Raw genomic sequence first — 18,479 nt, 5'->3', positions numbered from 1 at the left:
TAACTGAATAAACTGATGTGCTTTTATACATAGATCCATTTGTGGGTAGGATAGAGATGGCAAGAATCCTGATGACTCGCGCCCTTGACGACAACGGCCATATCGTTGATGTCAAAGATGTTGTGAGTGGAAAAGCATGCAATTGCACATGCATAGGTTGTCAGGGCGCTGTCTGGGCAATGAAGGGGCAAGTTAAAGCCCATTATTTCTCTCATGAGCCTAATTCAGTCGAACAGAATGCCTGTACCTGGAAGCCGGAAACGGAAATACATATCCTAGCTAAAGAGGTTTTAGCAACGGATAGGCAGTTGTTACTGCCTATTGGAACTATAAATCCAATACATCAAAATATAGCCTTTGATGAGATGGTATGTGAGGTTTATGAAGGCAGAGTTATACCTGATGTTATTGGGTTCATCGAGGGAGAGAAGGTTCTCATCGAAATTGCAGTTACGCATTTTTGTGATCGAGAGAAAGTTAAAGAATTAAAGAGGGTGAATGCAACCTGCATTGAACTTGACCTGAGTGGATTTCGTGTGAAAGGAGAGATAATATCAAAAGAAGAGATAAGAGATTATCTAAAAAAATGCCCCAAAAAATGGGTGTCTGTAGCCCCTGTAGGCAACTTCTCCGAAATGATTTACTCCCATAATAGACAACAATTATTGTCTTTACAGCATCAGTATTCATCTTTGAGTTCAAAGCACCAGACAGAGGTTAAAAAACTTAATGCAGAATTCGAAGCGATAAAAAATACGCGCGAATCAGAACTAAGCGATATGCAAAGAGTGATTCAACAGTCTCGGCATGCAGAAGGCAAGGCTAACGCCATTTTAAAAAGATGGGAGAGAGTGTTAAAAGAAAAAGAGTCGTCCATTTTAGAGGCACAGGAAAAAATAATCCTATTGGAAGATCAATACAGAAGCTTTGAAATGGAATTGAAAGACCGTCTATATCATAGACAAGATGAAGTTGATCAAAAGCAAGATTTACTACGTGACCTTCTTAATTTAGATGAACTTAAGGCTGAGTTTTATTCACAGGTTGATGATATAAATAGAACCATTAAAGCCAAAGAGGCTCAGCTTGAAGCTAGTGAAGTCGAAATACGCAGGCGGTCAGCCTCGTTAAACCTTATACAAAAAAATCTAAATGATAGCCTCATCTCATTACAAGAACGAGAATATGCTCTAACAGAAAGATCCAAAGACTTGGCAAACATCGTAGATATTAAATCAAGAGAGCAGGCTAAAGTAATGTTTGAGCAGTTACTGAAAGAAAAAGCAAATGAGATAAAAGCTCTTGAGGAAAAAGAAAGGAAAGCAAAAAAAGATATTGATGATTTAAGGCGAAAATATAGTTCATATATCAAGATCCCATAACTTATTTTGGTCTTTTCAAAACTACTGCTACGCGCTAGATCCCGTCATCAACTTACAGCAAACCAAATGTTCTCTGACCCCAAGCATAGAGTACCAACTCGGTAAAGTTTGCTGACCAGCTATAAGAGCATCTCTAGTGACATCATTGACAATAATCGACTGATATACTTGAATGGGCTCAATTGAGATTTTTTCATTTTCTGCGAACCGCTTTGCTCACCTAGCCCCTCTTATCAAGCAAGAGAGTGATTCAACACTCTTGCCATCGGAGGAGACTGACATGTTCTATGTAAAGAATGTCCCAAACTGGGAGCGAGTGTTACGCATCATCCTGGGCATCATGGCGCTTGTGTTTCCAGTGATGAGCTGGGGGAAATCTGACCTTGCTGTTGCAGCAGGAGTAATGAGTGCCATCCTTTCCATGACGGGCCTGATGGGGTTCTGCCCGATGTGCGCCATGGTTGGCCGTAAACTCGACAAAAGGAACTGAGTCATGACACATTGCATGATGGAAAAAGAGAACCTCATTCTGTCTGCTCAGACAGAAGATCATGCGGCTATCTCCCGCTTGCTGGCAGTATGCCATGCAGATGCACGGCGCTACGCACGCAAACACTGTCATGCCAGTGATGTTGATAACACCAATCAGATCGCCGCAGCGGATGTTGCTGAAATAACACTGACACTGGGTGAGCCTTCCAAAGGCTTGCAGAATTCCGCCTCAAGATTCCACACATGACAAAGTTGGGTGGCTACAAAGATGATGAATAATCCTTTTTTGGTGCTGGTTGACAACAGTTCGATACGAACACTGCTCCTTATCGCCTTTTCCCTGCTTTTGTTACTTCTGCTTGCCGTCTCGTCCGTTGCCCTGCATCGTTTTAATACGTTAACAGATGGAATCAATCAGTTTGTCGAGCAGCAAGCACGGATTGAATTTCTTGCCCAACGAGCTAATCAATACTCTCAGAACGCAGCACTGCATTTGCTGCTTCTTCTGCAAACAGACGAACGTTACAAGCGTGTACCCCTCTATACAGCGATGGACTCTGCACTGGCTGCATCCGATGCCGCTATTGAAGGATTAGAACGGGCTGCATCAATGGGGGGAGATGTGGGTGATATTGACCAACTCATAAACCTGCGAAAGCATTATGGTGACTCTTTTCAGCAAACGGTGGAACGAATCGAAATTGATGGCTTGTCTTCCGCTCGCCAACACTATGAAGAGCAAACTGATGTACTTCTTAAAGCATTGCTTGTTCAGACACTACGTATTGCAGAGCATCAGCAAGAACTGATGCAAAGTGGGGTTATCGCACTCAAAGACGATGCAAACCGAGCGCGTTTGACCGTTATTATCCTTGCATTCAGTGCGCTCGTCACTGGAAGTGTCTTGGCGCTGTTGATTGCCAGAAGCATTGCCAAACCTGTACACAAAGCTGTGATGGTCGCTGAGGCTATAGCTGGAGGGGATTACCAGTGCAAGGTGCCTTTAGGCCTAGGCGTTGAAACGAAAGCACTTATGCGGGCTCTTGATACCATGCGCCGTAGTATCTCGACCCGCGAGCAGCATATTTTGCGGCTAGCGTATGCGGATCCACTTACTGAGCTCCCAAACCGCACCTGTTTTATGGAGGCGCTGACAGAGGCGGCTTTACAAGGTAGTGGCGCTTTAGTGCTCATCGATATTGATAGATTTGCCCAAATTAATAATGCTCTGGGCCATCTGGTGGGCGACAGGCTCCTACAGGAGATGGCTCAACGTTTACTCGCCATGGTTGCTGGCAAGCACTTGGTGGCGCGTTTGGGAGGCGATGAGTTTGCGCTACTTATCAAAGAGGTCGATTACTTCAATATCCTTGATAATGCCCAAGAGTTACTGGGGCAACTCCGTAAGCCTATTGAACTGGATGGTCAACGCCTTGACGTTGAGGGCAGTCTGGGGATCGCGATATTTCCAGAAGATGGTAATAACAGCAGCTTGCTAATGAGGCGAGCAGGTATGGCAATGCGTCATGCCAAACGCCGCCGTGACGGTTTCGCCTTTGCGTGCAAGATTGCAGATGAATCCCCCCATGAGCAATTAGCCTTGATTGGTGAAATGCGAGATGCCTTGATCAACGAGGAGTTTGTCGCCTTCTTTCAACCCAAGTTGGAGCTTGCGAGTGGCCTCGTCAAGGGAGCAGAAGCATTATTGAGATGGCAACACCCAACCAAAGGGTTGGTGCCACCTGGACGCTTTATTCCGTTTGCCGAGCAAACGGGATTTATCCGTGAGATCACGCCATGGTTATTAGCGCATGTGATATGTCAAGCGGCTTCCTGGCACCGAGAGGGACACGATATCGTCACGTCAGTCAACTTGTCTACGCTCGACTTGACATCACCAGACCTAGTACCAAAGGTCATAAAGTCACTGCAAGAGAATACCTTACCTGCTCAGCTGCTTTGTCTGGAAGTCACTGAGAGCGCACTCATGGATGATCCTGATATTGCGTTACAGCATTTGAAAGAGCTTGCCAGCCTGGGGGTGAAGCTATCCATTGACGATTATGGTTCAGGGCAAGCCTCTCTCGCTTATGTGAAGAATTTACCTGTGCATGAATTGAAGATTGACCGCATTTTCGTGAGCGGTGTTGACCAGCATTTTAGAAATGCAGCTATTGTCCGCTCCACCATTTTGTTGTGTCAGGAACTGGGATTGTCAGTTGTCGCGGAGGGGGCCGAAACCCAGGAAGAACTTGCATGGTTGAGGGCCAATCATTGCGATACCGTGCAGGGCTATGTTGTCGCCAAGCCAATGCCCGCAGAGGAATTTGCTGGTTGGGTTACTGTCCATCATACTCAAAATAGGGAGGATGGTATTTTTCCTCACACAGTCGAACTGTATACAGAACAAAAATAAAGAAGTATTTACACCTTGTACTTATCACCTGAAAATTAAGCGGTTTATTTTTTTAGCTTGCATGAATACATTTCTTCATCGGCCAAGCACAGTAGACTGTCTAAATTAGGAGGGGTGAGAGCATCGTATACAACGATACCTAGTGAGCAAGAGAGTTGATAAGGCTTGCCGCTGGTGTGGTTAAAATTCTCTAGTGCATTATAAAATCTCTCTTTTATCCGTGAGCTATGTTCATGACCCGTGCCAGGTAAAAGAACAACAAACTCATCGCCACCTAAACGAGCCGAAATATCGGCATCTCTAAATACGCGACACAGTAATTCAGCCATCTGGCATAAAGCATCATCACCGACATTATGCCCATATGTATCATTGATCACTTTGAAGTGATTAAGATCTAAAAATAACAGCGTGACTGGATTTTTTACGCGAAATGCATATTTCAAACTTTTGTCGGCAAGGAGCATGAATCCACGGCGGTTGGTAATCCCCGTCAATTCATCGATTGTGGCCATCTGGACGGCTCTTAGCTCACTTTCGACCATTGATGCCAAATCTGCTAGCATGGCTTGGTCTTTATCACTCAATGACCTGGGCTTTCTGTCTATAATACAGAGGGTGCCCAGTTTCAGGCCATCTCCCACTTCCAATGGATGGCCCGCATAAAATCGGATGTGAGGCTCCCCAGTGACTAAGGGGTTGTCAAAGAATCTGGGGTCTTGAGTTGCATCTTCGACTACGAATAGCTCCTCGCCGAGGATCGCGTGACCACAAAATGAAATCTCTCGTGGTGTTTCCAGGACAGGCAATCCACAGCACGATTTGAACCACTGTCTGTTTTCATCAACTAACGAAACCAGCGCAATGGGTACATCAAACATATTACGAGCCATCCTGGTTATGCGGTCAAAACGCTCTTCTGCTGGGCTATCAAGTACAGCAAGACGGCGTAGCGCATCTAACCGCTGCTTCTCGTTATCTGGCACTACAGGGCTTTGCATCAACATCTCCTTACCGCGTTTGACGACATGATGATGTTAGTTTATATAGTAGAACGCTATGGTGGAAACCTTAATTTGTATGGGAGAGATTGATTGAATAAAAATTTATTCAAAATGAATGAAAACACACCAAAATAAGCGGCAACACTTTGTAATATCAGGTCACCATCTTATATTAATGAATTTGAAATATCCAGAGTAAGCCTATCAGCTTCATCATAATCAAAATCTGTTTTCTGAATTTTTTTTACACCGTACTCATTAAGTAAAATATGATGTTCAGGGATGATATTGTGAATTGATAAGCAACTTTTTACACACTGTAGAGGGCATCCATCGATAGCAATGATAGATCTACCCGACTTAGCTATTCGGACTAGATGCTTTACATTTCCACCAACACCAGCAATGCAGGACATTTCTGCGTCGCCTCGTTTATCTAGCTGAATAGCCATATAGTTTGCCATCTGCGCTGCACTTGAACAACCAGAGCATGAATAAACCAATGGTAAAGAACGTAAACATTCACTCATAAATCATCCTTTAAATATCATAGTCCTATAAAGATGCCCTTAATAAATAGGGCATCAGCGAAATCAATTATCAAATTTAAAGTTTCTACCAATAGTGTTGGTAATTCCGTGGTAACTCCTGAAACTATAAATTAGAGGGCTCCACAAATCCGCGTCAATAACGTCATATTTTTTAAGTAAAGATGCATCTGCATGCACATGAGTGGCTCGCAATTCAACGATAGCAAAATTATTGCGTTTTGTTATATGTTCAACTAAACACTCGACCTGAATTAAACATTCCTGGATACGAGATGGTTTAACAGTACAAGACGCCAACTCTGTAAATCTACCAAGACTAAATTTATCACCACAATAATTGAAACCTATCTTTTCAGATGGAACAGGATCCTTTCCGGTAAATTTGGCAATAGATTCAATTCTATCCGCAAGGTTGTCTGATGCAATATTCAATACGACTTCTGGACATGTCTCAATATTTTCGATAGCCTTTGAATTTAGACTAAGGCCGATGACAATATTGTTCGAAAGAGACCAACTTGATGATATTGGCGTAATGTTAGTTGTATCAGTATTATCGATGGTACTAAGTAGAATTACAGTATTTCCCCAATAAAGTGATTTTGGGTGAATTTGCTTATGCATTGCCATCTCCTTTGTAACAAAAACACTACAAAATAATATATCACAATGTGATATAATTGAACCTATTGTATTTCACCTGAGAAGTCAACAACCGAGTAAGCTATGCTAACAAAAGCTCAATTTGAGGCACTTTCTGAGTTTCGCTATCAGTTAAAGCGTTTCCTTCACTTCAGTGAAACCGCAGCCAAGGAGCTCGGACTCACTCCATTACAGTATTTATCCCTCCTACATATACAAGGATACCCAGGGCGTGACTGGGCAAGCGTGGGTGAGCTAGCTGAGAGACTGCAAATGAGTCATCACGCTACAGTGGCTTTACTAACGCGATGTGAGGAACTAGATCTCGTGGAACGACGTAAAAGTGAAAATGACAAGCGCAGAGTTGATGTACATTTGACAAATAAAGGAAGAGACTATTTACAACAATTGGCACAACAACATAAGGCAGAATTACAATCGCTACAAAATACATTCCAAGTAGCACGAATTACAGCACTGAACGAATATCATGTTCCTGATAAGTGAAAGACAACCATGAAAAGTATGAGCAAGCTAATTGCTCATACTTAATCATACAAAGACTCTAACTATACTCGACATTAAACTGCTTACAATAAAATATAACTTGTGAACAAATCTTATCGTGGTCTTCAAAAAGAATTAAGTCAATAGTTTCATTATCAGGAAGTATATTTAGTACTCTAGAGCCAGGCTTGCTTTCAACCAACTTAATTAAAGTTATTTGGTGCCATGAGAAAAATAGATGTTTTTTATGGCAATGAAACTCAATGCCGCTGAAGTTCAATTCCAGTTTTACTTTCCTTGCTATACAAATGTATCTTATATCTATAAATGCAGTAATAATGAATATTAGCAATGAAAATAAAATAGTATTGCGATATAACTCTTCAGTTATTGGCAAACCGGTCACTTCGGATACCAACAACAGCAGAGTTGGCCAGAAAATTGCAACAAAGAAAGGTTCGACTAACTTAGTCACAAACTGCTTATTTGATACGTGATATACCATACTACACCTGATAAATAGTAGTCGCAGTTTACACTGCGACTACTACCCTAATCATGTTACCGACGAGACCTTACGATCTGGATGCGTCTAGTTAAATATTCGAGCGGTACACTCCAAACGTGTACCAATCGACAGAATGGAAAGACAACAAACAAAGTCATACCTAAAATCATATGAATTTTGTAGATAAACGATACCCCTTCTAAATTTTTAGATGCCCCTGTTTGGAACGTTACAACATCTTGTGCCCAACTTACGAGCTTCATCATGACACTTCCATCAAGATGGAAAGCAGAAAATGGAATTGTCAGAAGACCAAGCGCTGCCTGGGAAACTAATAGCACTAAAATCAAAATATCCGCAGTCGATGATGTTGCTCTGATCCTTACGTTTGTCAGACGCCGCTTTAAGAGCAGATAACCACCGTACAACGTCATTGCACCAAAGATACCGCCAGCACACATCGCTATGAGTTGTTTTGATTGCAATGATAAGAATGACTCATATACCCAGTGAGGTGTCAGCAAGCCAAAAAAGTGGCCGAAGATGATACCAAGAATGCCAATGTGGAACAGTCCAGATGCCAGCCTCATATTCGAGTTATCAAGTAACTGGCTTGATCCTGCTCGCCAAGTGTACTGCCCATAATCGTAACGAACCCAACTACCAAGTAGAAAAATGGTAACTGCAATATATGGGTATATATCAAAGAAGAAGCTATGAATATAGTTCATTTGTTTGCCTCACCAATTTCAAGGTACTGTGGTACGACTGCATTCTTAAATCGGTTGCTATGAATCGATTGAATTGAACTGGGACATGATTCTCCTCCTAAAAACTTCACCTGCTCTTCCTCCCAAACAGCATCTAACGCAGCGGGTGTTGCATCATCAGCCTCTTTCATAACTTGTGTGCTTATAAGAGCGCTATCGTACTCTGTCATGGATAGATCAATTAGAACCCCAAATAGAACATGATATTTGCTTTCTCTTTTGAGTAGCCTCTCTTTAAGCAACCCCAAGATCGGAGTGATAAAACACAACCCCTCTATAATTTCAGCGTTATTTCTTGTTGAAAGGTATTCCAAGTAAACAGGAAGAAAATCCGGTAATTCTCTTTTGTTAAGAGAAAATCCTGCATCTTCATATTGCTTAAGCAGGTCTACCATTGCTTGTCCGCGATCACGCGACTCACCATGAACATGCTCAAAAAGAAGCAGAGAGGTGGAACGGCCACGGTCGAAGATATCACAATATATTTCTTGGAATGAAAGTAGAGAACGATCAAACGCATATGTTACAAAATCACATATTGATGATTTTTGTGCCGATGTCAGCTCATTACATTCAGCTATGCAATCAAAGATTTCATCCTTGTTTTCCCACAGATCAATATCTGGGTAGTCCAAGAGGATTGATATGATCTTTAAAGATTTCATTTTTTATCCTCACTTGGATTTGTAGATACATTAATGGCATTAATTCTCTGGCTATTAAACAGGTTGTACTTAGTGTCGCTACCTTTACAACCATCACCAAAGCTAAAGCCACACCCTTTAGCTTCAGGAAATGCTTCTCGTGCTAGCTCGCGATGACTGGAAGGAACTACAAAGCGGTCTTCATAGTTAGCTATAGCCAAATAACGATACATTTCCTGCGCTTGGTGTTCAGTTAAACCAACCTGCTCTAATGCGCTGGTATCCACCTTTTTATCTACAGTTTCAGCTCGCTTATAATGACGCATTGCCAACATACGATTCAGTGCACTCTTAACAGGTGCTATATCGCCAGCGGTCAACAGATTCGCCAAATACTGTAAAGGAATTCGCAAGCTAGAAATATCTGGTAGAACACCATCATCACCTAAATAGCCTGCATCTTTGGCTGATTGGATAGGGGAAAGAGGTGGTACATACCATACCATCGGTAACGTGCGATACTCTGGGTGTAATGGGAGTGCAAGCTTCCATTCCATCGCCATCTTGTACACAGGTGACTTCTGAGCAGCATCTAGAACATTTTGAGTGATGCCTTGCTTTAAGGCTTCTTCAATGATAGCAGGATCATGTGGATTTAAGAAAATCTCCAACTGCTTGTTGTATAAATCCTTGTCATTTTCAGTTGATGCTGCTTGCTCAATACGATCTGCATCATAAAGGATTACTCCCAGATATCTAATTCGTCCTACACATGTTTCAGAGCAGACGGTTGGTTGACCAGACTCAATTCTGGGGTAGCAGAAGATACATTTTTCAGATTTACCACTTTTCCAGTTAAAGTAAATCTTCTTGTAGGGGCAACCAGTAAGACACATACGCCAACCACGACATTTGTCTTGGTCAATAAGGACAATGCCATCTTCTTCACGTTTATATATTGCCCCACTAGGGCAAGTAGCCACACATGCAGGATTCAAGCAATGCTCACAAAGCCGAGGGAGATACATCATGAACGTATTTTCAAACTGTCCATACATCTCCTTTTGGATGTGGTTGAAATTGTAGTCTTGTGAACGCTTAGTGAATTCCCCGCCCAAGATTTCTTCCCAGTTTGGGCCATTGTTGATCTTGTCCATACGTTGACCAGTGATCAGTGAACGTGGACGTGCTATTGGCTGATGCGCACCTTGTTTAGCATTATGTAAATGCTCATAGTCAAAGGTGAAAGGCTCATAATAGTCATCAATAGTCGGCATGTCAGGGTTGTTAAAAATCTTGGCTAAAACGCCAATCCGGTTACCCATTCTTGGAACGATTTTTCCATTGATATTTCGAACCCAGCCACCCTTCCATTTATCCTGGTTTTCCCAATCGTTTGGATAGCCCACGCCTGGCTTGCTTTCTACGTTATTAAACCAGGCGTATTCCATTCCCTCGCGACTTGTCCATACGTTCTTACAAGTAACAGAGCAAGTATGACATCCGATGCATTTATCGAGGTTTAGCACCATTCCAATTTGCGCACGAATTTTCATTTTTACTTCTCCCCTGCCTTGTTACTGTACATATTGTCAGCCTGTGTATAGTCATTATTTTCGTCATCAAGCCATTTAACCTGATTCATGCGGCGGACGACAACAAACTCATCACGGTTAGAGCCCACTGTGCCATAATAGTTGAACCCATAAGCCTGATGTGCATATCCGCCAATCATATGAGTTGGTTTAGGGCAGACACGAGTAACGGAGTTATGAATCCCACCACGTTGTCCTGTTATTTCGGAGCCTGGAATATTCACCAGGCGCTCTTGAGCGTGATACATCATTACCATTCCAGCAGGGACGCGCTGACTCACCACTGCACGAGCAGTTAATGAACCATTGATATTAAATGCCTCTATCCAGTCGTTATCCTCAATTTTTAGATCTTTAGCATCATCTTCACTTATCCAAACAATTGGCCCACCCCGAGACAGTGTAAGCATCAACAAGTTTTCGCTGTATGTTGAGTGGATACCCCATTTCTGGTGCGGAGTGATCCAGTTCAGAGCTTTCTCTTTGTTACCGTTACCCTTCTTACCCATAATATTTTTAATAGTCTGGGTATTGATTGGTGGTCGATATGAAATGAGACTTTCGCCAAAATCACGCATCCATTGGTGATCCTGATACAGCTGTTGACGACCAGTAATGGTTCGCCATGGAATTAGCTCATGAACGTTTGTATAACCTGCGTTATACGAGACATGCTCGTCTTCCAAACCAGACCATGTTGGGCTAGATATGATTTTTCTCGGCTGAGCCTGAATGTCACGGAAACGAATTTTTTCCTCTTCCTTGTTGATAGCAAGATGTGCATGTTCTCGGCCAGTCAGCTTACTTAATGCATTCCAAGCCTTAACAGCCACATGACCATTAGTCTCTGGGGCTAAAGTAAGAATTACTTCAGCCGCATCAATTGCAGTGTCAATCTTTGGCCGTCCAGCATTCGCGCCATCATGGTGTGTGTAGTTAAGTTTTTTAAGAAGGTCTACTTCGGTTTCTGTGTTCCAATTAATACCCTTGCCACCATTTCCTTGCTTATCAAGGAGTGGACCTAACGATGTAAATCTTGCGTAGGTGTTAGGATAATCGCGCTCAACGGTCATTATATGTGGTGCAGTTTTTCCTGGAATGAGATCACATTCACCCAATTTCCAGTCTTTTACTTCAAACGCTTGGGCTATTTCTGCTGGAGAGTCATGCTGCATTGGCAATGTAACCACATCGGTTTCAACGCCAAGATGTCCTTTACAGAGCTCAGAAAACGCTTTTGCAATTGCCTTATAAATTTCCCAGTCGGATTTTGCTTCCCAGGCTGGATCTACAGCTGCTGACAATGGATGGATGAATGGATGCATATCCGAGGTATTCATATCATCTTTTTCATACCAGGTTGCAGTAGGCAACACGATGTCTGAAAACAGACAGGTACTCGACATCCGAAAATCTAGAGTCACAACGAGATCAAGCTTGCCTTGGGTTGGGGTATCTTTCCAATCAACTTCAGATGGTTTGCTATCACTGAATGAGCCGAGATCTTTTCCTTGAATGCCATGTTCTGTGCCCAACAGGTACTTGAGCATGTATTCATGACCTTTACCTGAAGACCCAAGAAGATTTGATCTCCAAATAAACATATTGCGTGGATAATGATCTTCGGGACACTCAGCAGCAAAACGAATACTGCCGTCCTTCAGCGAGTTAACCGTGAACTCTACAGGGCTTACCCCAAGCGCTTTTGCCTGTTCAGCAATACTCAGTGGATTAGTATTCAGCTGAGGGCTTGAAGGAAGCCAACCCAGCCGCTCTGCTTTCACGTTCATATCAATGAGATGCTTACTATATTTACTTGCATCAGCTAAAGGTGAAAGCAATTCTTGGGCATCTAACTTCTCATATCGCCATTGACTAGAGTGGTTATAGAAGAAAGACGTCCCATTCATGTGGCGTGGAGGCTTTTGCCAATCTAGGCCAAATGCCAACGGTTGCCAGCCCGTCTGGGGACGAAGCTTCTCTTGCCCTACGTAGTGAGCCCATCCACCACCGCTCTGTCCTACGCAACCACAGAATACCAGCATGTTAATCAAACCACGGTAATTCATATCCATGTGATACCAGTGGTTCATGCCTGCACCAACGATGATCATTGAGCGCCCATGTGTTTTGGCTGCATTGTCAGCAAACTCACGAGCGATGCGGATAATCTCATCTTGTGGTACACCCGTTATTTTTTCTGCCCAAGCGGGTGAATATGCCTTCACTTCCTTATAGGTATGTGCGCTGCTAGGGTCATCAAACCCTCTTTCTACACCATAGTTAGCCACGGTGAGATCGTAGACGGTGGTCACAAATTCTTGGCTTCCATCTGCCAACACGATGGATTTAGCTGGAATTTTTCTTCTGATAACTTCTTCTAATTCAACAGGTGTGAAATGCTCACTTTCCAATCCACCAAAATATGGGAAAGCCACCTCAACTAAATGTTGAGGTTCCTTTATTCCAACAGACAAAGTGACTGGTGTCTTGGACTGCCCAGCGGTCTCTTCAAGATTCCACTTTCCATCCTCTCCCCATCTATAGCCAATCGACCCTTGTGGCGCGACCAGATCACCAGAAACCTCATCAATCGCTATGGTCTTCCATTCAGGGTTGTTCTGTTCACCTATGTTATTGACCAAATCTGATGCTCTCAGGAAGCGTCCTGCTTCATAGCTACCATCTGGTCGTTTGGTCAATCTGACCAACATCGGAAAATCGGTATATTTCCTTGCGTAACTAACAAAATATTCATTTTTATGTTGAACGTGGAACTCGTTCAAAATGACATGGCCCATAGCCAATGCTAACGCGCTGTCTGTACCTTGTTTGGGGTTAAGCCAGTGATCACAAAGCTTAGCTACTTCAGCATAATCTGGAGTTATGGCGACAGTTTTGGTGCCTTTGTATCTAACTTCAGTAAAGAAGTGAGCATCAGGAGTACGAGTCTGAGGAATATTTGAGCCCCAGGCTATGATGTATGAGGAGTTGTACCAATCTGCTGACTCTGGTACGTCTGTTTGCTCTCCCCAAGTCATCGGTGATGCGGGAGGAAGATCACAATACCAGTCATAGAAGCTAAGGCAAGAGCCACCGATGAGCGATAAATATCTTGCACCTGCGGCATAGGAAACCATAGACATCGCTGGAATTGGTGAGAAGCCAACAACGCGATCTGGGCCGTGCTCTTTTACGGTGTAAACGTTTGCCGCTCCAATGATCTCATTAACTTCATTCCAGGTGCTACGAACAAAACCGCCTCTACCTCGGGCAGCCTTATACTTTTTGGATACATTCTGATCGGAAGCAATCGCACCCCATGCTAGAACAGGGTCTTTGTGCTTACTTTTTGCGTCTCGCCAAAGCTCAATCAACGCTTTCCTGACCATTGGGTACTTCAGTCGATTGGCGCTGTACAGATACCACGAGTAGCTTGCCCCTCTTGGGCAGCCGCGAGGCTCATGGTTTGGGAGATCTGGCCTTGTCCTAGGGTAATCAGTTTGCTGCGTTTCCCATGTAACCAAGCCGTTTTTTACATAGATTTTCCAACTACATGAACCAGTACAGTTCACGCCATGTGTTGAGCGTACAATTTTGTCATGTTGCCAGCGGTCTCTGTAACCATCTTCCCAATCTCTGTTCGTATTGTACGTTTGGCCGTGTTCACCAGAAAACTTTTCACCTAATGTCTTTAAATAGTTAAACCTGTCAAGAAACTTGCTCATTTTACTGCTCCATATGCATATGCATTAATAGTAACATTCTATTTATTGAGTTCTTTTCCATATACAAACCATGTTATTAGCCCACAAATAACATAGAAGACTAAAAAAGCTTTCATCGCATTAATTGGTGTTCCGCTGAGAGCTATTGATAAGCCGAATGCGTTTGGAATAAAGAAACCACCAATTGCACCTATTGCTGAGATGAACCCTAATGCTGTTGCTGTATCATTTGCTGATTTTTTTAAGGCTTGAGCTTCTGAATCATATCGCTGTAGATTCCTTTTTATCATCATCCCCCTAAACAAAACGGCGATCATTTGAAATGTAGAACCACTCCCAACTCCTGCGCATGAGAACAAAGCCATAAAGACAGCTAGAAAATAGGTGAAGTTGCCATGCCCTGCATCTGATGGAAGAGTTGAAAACAAAACCGCAACTAACGTAGCCATTAAGCAAAAGCTAACAAAGGTGACTTTAACACCGCCCAGCTTATCTGATAAAACGCCACCAACTGGCCTCATCAATGCGCCGAATAATGGCCCTATGAAAGCATATTTCATTATTTCAATATCAGGGAATTGAGTTTTAGCGAGCATTGCAAACCCCGCAGAGAATCCAATGAATGAACCAAAGGCAGCCAAATATAAAACACTCATAATCCAAAGATGTTTTTGTTTTAACACTACCCATTGCTCTTTAAACGAGGCTTTGGGTGCTGCAATATCATTCATAAAATGCCACGCTGCAATACTCAATATCAATATTACTGGCATCCATATTAAGGGTGCATTGCTGAGCCATATTGATGCATCAGGATTTCCTTGACCTAAACCGAAAGGGCCAAAGATATTTACAGAAATTACGATAGGTACAAGCATCTGCATGACACTGACACCCAAGTTACCTAGCCCCCCATTTAAACCAAGAGCCTTTCCTTGTTGAGTTTTTGGATAAAACAAGCTGATGTTAGCCATACTAGATGCAAAGTTGGCACCACCAAACCCACATAACAAAGAGATTATTAGAAATGTTGAATACGGCGTTGTGGTGTCTTGCAATGCAATGGTCAACCATGACATAGGTATCATAAGCAACAAGGTACTGAATGCTGTCCATCTCCGGCCACCAAAAACTGGGATCACAAATGAGTAAGGAATCCGTCCTAAAGCTCCAGTAAGTGACGGGAGTGCAGTCAGCAGAAACAGCTGGTCTGTTGTAAAGGTGAAACCAGCTAAAGGCAAGTTCATTGCTACTACGCTGAATATCATCCACACAGAGAATGAGATCAGTAGACAAGGGATAGATATCAGTAGGTTTCTTCTGGCAATATGAGAACCATTCTCAATCCAAAAGCACTTGTCATCAGGATTCCAGTCAACGAGCGTTTTGCTGTTATTTCTTTTATTTGTGTGACTGTCTTCACATCCATCTTTGTATTTTTGATATATGGACATTTTGCTCACCGGTTAGTGTTGGGGTACACAATTTCCAATAAACAATTTAAATGGATATTTTTTATTGACTTAGATCAACTGAACATATGTATTACAAATGATGAATATTTCGATAACTACCTACTACAGGGGGGGGCGGGTTGAGATTAACCACAACAAAATCATGCACTTAGCTTCAACAAGACTTTCTTTATCATGAGCTGGCTAATGTCTGGAATATTGTAGGTATTTACTTTGAGGTATTTTTATTAGGGTATCTAAAAGGTATAAACATCAGTAGTGACAATCTTAGGAAGTGTCAAATTCGTGAACATACTATTGAAGTATTGGAAGAAACTGTCTATTACAATTTCTATAACGTCAATTATATGTACACTATGCCTCATATCTATATTTAATATGAGTGCATCGATTTATTTGTCATCAAGCATCCAAGGGAATGCATATGTGATAAATAGTATTGGTTCAATTAGAATGAAAGTCTATGCACTCCTCTCAGGAACACTGTCTGTTGATGAAAAAGTGCAAGCGGTTAATAGCGTTGAATCAATTCTGCATGATCCTTTTTTTATTAACACGGCTGAAAAGCACAACCTTAATAAAGAATACATACAACTCAACAGTTTGTGGGATCCAAAATTAAAAAACATTCTTTCCCACTTAAAATCTGGTGATGTAGCAACACCATTAAGCATTAACCGCTCTAAAGAGTTTATTAGTTTGCTACAGAAGATAATCAAAAGCATTGAGAACAAAACAGAATCTAAGATCGTAGTGATTAATGGCCTTCAAAAAGCATCTTCTTTAATTGTTATATTGTTTTCCTTCATCGCAATTTATAGCTTAAATAAGCGTTTCTTTAGACCGTGGTCAAAATTATTGTTAATGGCTAAAAACATTCAGCATGGTGATTTTAGTTCAAAATTTGATTCTGAATCACATGATTACCGCGATGAGATGTGGCAGCTTGGCAATGCATTAAACAATATGTCAGAGGTTGTTAAGCATACCTACAGCGATCTGGAACAGATGGTAGCTGAAAAAACGCATAAACTTAACTTGCAGAATTTGCATTTAGAATTCCTTTATCGCAGTTGTAGATTATTTCAAAATCAAGAATTCAACTGCAAAGTTTTAGCTCCTTTCATGAAAGAATTAATCGGATACACTGGGGCTGGAAAAATAAAAGTATATATTCATGATCAACATAAAAATTCGGTCAAACATTTATACACCTTTGGTGAGAACGTGAGGCCATTACATTGTGCCTCTATGCGTTGCTCATTATGTATTAATAATGCAGATGTCACATCCCCTATTGAGAGTGAATATAATAATAGGTTATGGAACATTGGAGATGCGCATAATGATTATGGTTACATAGAATTTTTCTTTTCAAATGAAGTCACTATATTACATGATACAGAACAATTAATATTTGCATTTTGCAACTTGCTGTCTCAATCCTTATCTCTTTACTACAAAGAGCAACAACAACAACAACTATTATTATTTAAAGAAAGAAACACAATTGCTCAAACACTTCATGATTCGATAGCACAGTCTTTATCATACTTAAAGATAAAGATTAGCCTTCTTCAAAGGGATCCAATCATCATTAGTTCTTCTCAGGTTGATAATGTTTCAGAGATGAGGTGTGAGTTAAATGAAGCTTACTCAAACATCAGAAAACTAATTTCTACTTTTAGAATTCCATATAAGAAAATCGAAACGTTAATTTTATTAAAAGATGCGATAGCAATATTTAATGACACATATGGTTTTAACATTAGGTTGGAATATAAAGATTTTTATGAAGACTATTCGCATGAGCAGGAAATACTCATACTGAACTTCTTCAATAAATTATTCGAATGTTTAAGGATAAGTATGCCTCCATCACGGATTGAGCTGCATATAAAATCCCTAGCTGAATATGTCATTATCATCCTGAAGGGTGAAGCTGAGTTCGAGGATTCAATATCGAGCTTAGTTGTTTTTCTAAAATCAGAAAATATTTCATTCATTAATGAACGGACGCAAGTGAAAATTGATCTTCACGTAGTTTGAGGAACACACATGGAAAAAGCTTTAACAACCAACGCAGATGTTTTTTCAATTTTACTAATTGATGATCATCCTGTCCTACGGAGCGGGATTAAGCAACTTTTACGTACAAATCCCTTTTTAACTATTGTAGCTGAAGCCAGTACAGGACAAGATGGTGTTCAGCTAGCATTAGATTATGAACCTGACTTAATTTTGTTAGATCTTAATATGCCTGAGTTTAGTGGTATAGACACATTAAAGTCATTACGAGCGCATAATGTATCTAGCAGAATCGTAATCTTCACAGTATCAGATTATGAAGATGATGTTTCGGATGCTATACTTGCTGGAGCAGATGGTTATCTACTCAAAGACATGGAACCTGAAGACCTGATTAGCTCGATTGAACAGGCGTGCATGGGAAAGCTTGTGATAAGCCCAAAACTAACTGCAATCCTTATTGAAAGTATGCAGTCAAGAAGAAAAAACCGCCTTAAAGACAAAAATCTCCAAGTGTTAAGCCATCGCGAAATAGATGTTTTGAAATTTATTGCTCAAGGCTTGCCTAATAAGGTTATATCAAGACGTTTATTTATTTCTGAAGGAACAGTTAAAGTTCATGTAAAAAACATTCTTAAAAAATTAAATCTTCATTCAAGAATTGAAGTTGCAGTGTGGGTTCATAATGAGAAGATTATTTTCGACTAGTAGTGATAACTATTGCGTTATTTAATCAT

General features: G+C 41.4%; 16 protein-coding genes. 7 read left to right on the top strand and 9 right to left on the bottom strand.

Going from position 1 to position 18,479, the window contains the following annotated elements; all coding sequences use genetic code 11:
* The first annotated feature begins 56 nt into the window (after window positions 1–56).
* The 4 genes from BN1123_RS20405 (at window position 57) to BN1123_RS00710 (ending at window position 4,290) form a co-directional block, all read left to right on the top strand.
* Window positions 57–1,382, top strand: a complete 1,326-nt coding sequence (locus BN1123_RS20405) for a competence protein CoiA family protein (RefSeq protein WP_052449226.1) — start codon at window positions 57–59, stop codon at window positions 1,380–1,382.
* 280 nt (window positions 1,383–1,662) lie between these two features.
* Window positions 1,663–1,872: a YgaP family membrane protein gene (locus BN1123_RS00715; RefSeq protein WP_042024869.1), complete on the top strand. Its 210-nt coding sequence runs from the start codon at window positions 1,663–1,665 to the stop codon at window positions 1,870–1,872.
* Between the two features lie 3 nt (window positions 1,873–1,875).
* Window positions 1,876–2,121 carry a hypothetical protein gene (locus tag BN1123_RS21605; protein ID WP_052447230.1) on the top strand — a complete coding sequence of 82 codons (246 nt, stop codon included), beginning with the start codon at window positions 1,876–1,878 and terminating at the stop codon, window positions 2,119–2,121.
* A 21-nt stretch (window positions 2,122–2,142) separates the two neighbouring features.
* A complete protein-coding gene (locus tag BN1123_RS00710) occupies window positions 2,143–4,290 on the top strand; it encodes a putative bifunctional diguanylate cyclase/phosphodiesterase (RefSeq protein WP_052449225.1) in 2,148 nt (715 codons plus the stop codon).
* Window positions 4,291–4,334: 44 nt separating this feature from the next.
* Here BN1123_RS00710 and BN1123_RS00705 read toward each other — a convergent pair whose 3' ends face one another.
* The 3 genes from BN1123_RS00705 to BN1123_RS20585 all read right to left on the bottom strand — a co-directional run bounded on the left by BN1123_RS00705 (window position 4,335) and on the right by BN1123_RS20585 (window position 6,469).
* Entirely contained in the window at window positions 4,335–5,291 is a 957-nt protein-coding gene (locus BN1123_RS00705) for a GGDEF domain-containing protein (protein ID WP_042024868.1), read from the bottom strand.
* Window positions 5,292–5,461: 170 nt separating this feature from the next.
* Window positions 5,462–5,824 carry a putative zinc-binding protein gene (locus BN1123_RS20590; protein WP_080768709.1) on the bottom strand — a complete coding sequence of 121 codons (363 nt, stop codon included), beginning with the start codon at window positions 5,822–5,824 and terminating at the stop codon, window positions 5,462–5,464.
* Between the two features lie 63 nt (window positions 5,825–5,887).
* Window positions 5,888–6,469: a flavin reductase family protein gene (locus BN1123_RS20585; protein WP_159143395.1), complete on the bottom strand. Its 582-nt coding sequence runs from the start codon at window positions 6,467–6,469 to the stop codon at window positions 5,888–5,890.
* Between the two features lie 102 nt (window positions 6,470–6,571).
* Between BN1123_RS20585 and BN1123_RS20580 the strand changes: the two genes are divergently transcribed.
* Entirely contained in the window at window positions 6,572–6,994 is a 423-nt protein-coding gene (locus BN1123_RS20580; protein ID WP_080768711.1) for a MarR family winged helix-turn-helix transcriptional regulator, read from the top strand.
* Between the two features lie 58 nt (window positions 6,995–7,052).
* Here BN1123_RS20580 and BN1123_RS21175 read toward each other — a convergent pair whose 3' ends face one another.
* The 6 genes from BN1123_RS21175 to BN1123_RS00690 all read right to left on the bottom strand — a co-directional run bounded on the left by BN1123_RS21175 (window position 7,053) and on the right by BN1123_RS00690 (window position 15,693).
* Entirely contained in the window at window positions 7,053–7,469 is a 417-nt protein-coding gene (locus tag BN1123_RS21175) for a hypothetical protein (RefSeq protein WP_155395964.1), read from the bottom strand.
* Window positions 7,470–7,555: 86 nt separating this feature from the next.
* Window positions 7,556–8,233 carry a respiratory nitrate reductase subunit gamma gene (gene narI / locus BN1123_RS20575; protein WP_042084594.1) on the bottom strand — a complete coding sequence of 226 codons (678 nt, stop codon included), beginning with the start codon at window positions 8,231–8,233 and terminating at the stop codon, window positions 7,556–7,558.
* Window positions 8,230–8,937: a nitrate reductase molybdenum cofactor assembly chaperone gene (gene narJ, locus BN1123_RS00700; RefSeq protein ID WP_042024867.1), complete on the bottom strand. Its 708-nt coding sequence runs from the start codon at window positions 8,935–8,937 to the stop codon at window positions 8,230–8,232. The genes narI and narJ overlap by 4 nt, the downstream gene beginning before the upstream one ends.
* Window positions 8,934–10,472 (bottom strand): nitrate reductase subunit beta, encoded by a 1,539-nt coding sequence (gene narH / locus BN1123_RS20570; RefSeq protein WP_042084597.1) that lies wholly within the window; start codon window positions 10,470–10,472, stop codon window positions 8,934–8,936. The genes narJ and narH overlap by 4 nt, the downstream gene beginning before the upstream one ends.
* A 2-nt stretch (window positions 10,473–10,474) precedes the next feature.
* Window positions 10,475–14,239: a nitrate reductase subunit alpha gene (locus tag BN1123_RS00695; protein WP_042024866.1), complete on the bottom strand. Its 3,765-nt coding sequence runs from the start codon at window positions 14,237–14,239 to the stop codon at window positions 10,475–10,477.
* A gap of 38 nt (window positions 14,240–14,277) precedes the next feature.
* Window positions 14,278–15,693: a NarK family nitrate/nitrite MFS transporter gene (locus tag BN1123_RS00690; protein WP_042024865.1), complete on the bottom strand. Its 1,416-nt coding sequence runs from the start codon at window positions 15,691–15,693 to the stop codon at window positions 14,278–14,280.
* Window positions 15,694–16,140: 447 nt separating this feature from the next.
* Between BN1123_RS00690 and BN1123_RS20565 the strand changes: the two genes are divergently transcribed.
* Together BN1123_RS20565 and narL are read left to right on the top strand one after the other, a co-directional pair.
* The gene (locus BN1123_RS20565; protein WP_197064412.1) at window positions 16,141–17,763 is read left to right on the top strand and encodes a histidine kinase; all 1,623 of its coding nucleotides are present in this window, start codon (window positions 16,141–16,143) and stop codon (window positions 17,761–17,763) included.
* Between the two features lie 9 nt (window positions 17,764–17,772).
* Complete coding sequence (gene narL, locus BN1123_RS20560) at window positions 17,773–18,450, top strand: two-component system response regulator NarL (protein WP_017408671.1); 678 nt, start codon at window positions 17,773–17,775, stop codon at window positions 18,448–18,450.
* The last annotated feature ends 29 nt before the right edge of the window (window positions 18,451–18,479 follow it).

Source organism: Aeromonas enteropelogenes (assembly GCF_000819845.1).
In the GTDB taxonomy this organism is placed as follows: Bacteria; Pseudomonadota; Gammaproteobacteria; order Enterobacterales; family Aeromonadaceae; genus Aeromonas; species Aeromonas enteropelogenes.
Note: the sequence above shows the minus strand (reverse complement) of the source record. Positions and strands in the feature narration are given on the sequence as shown.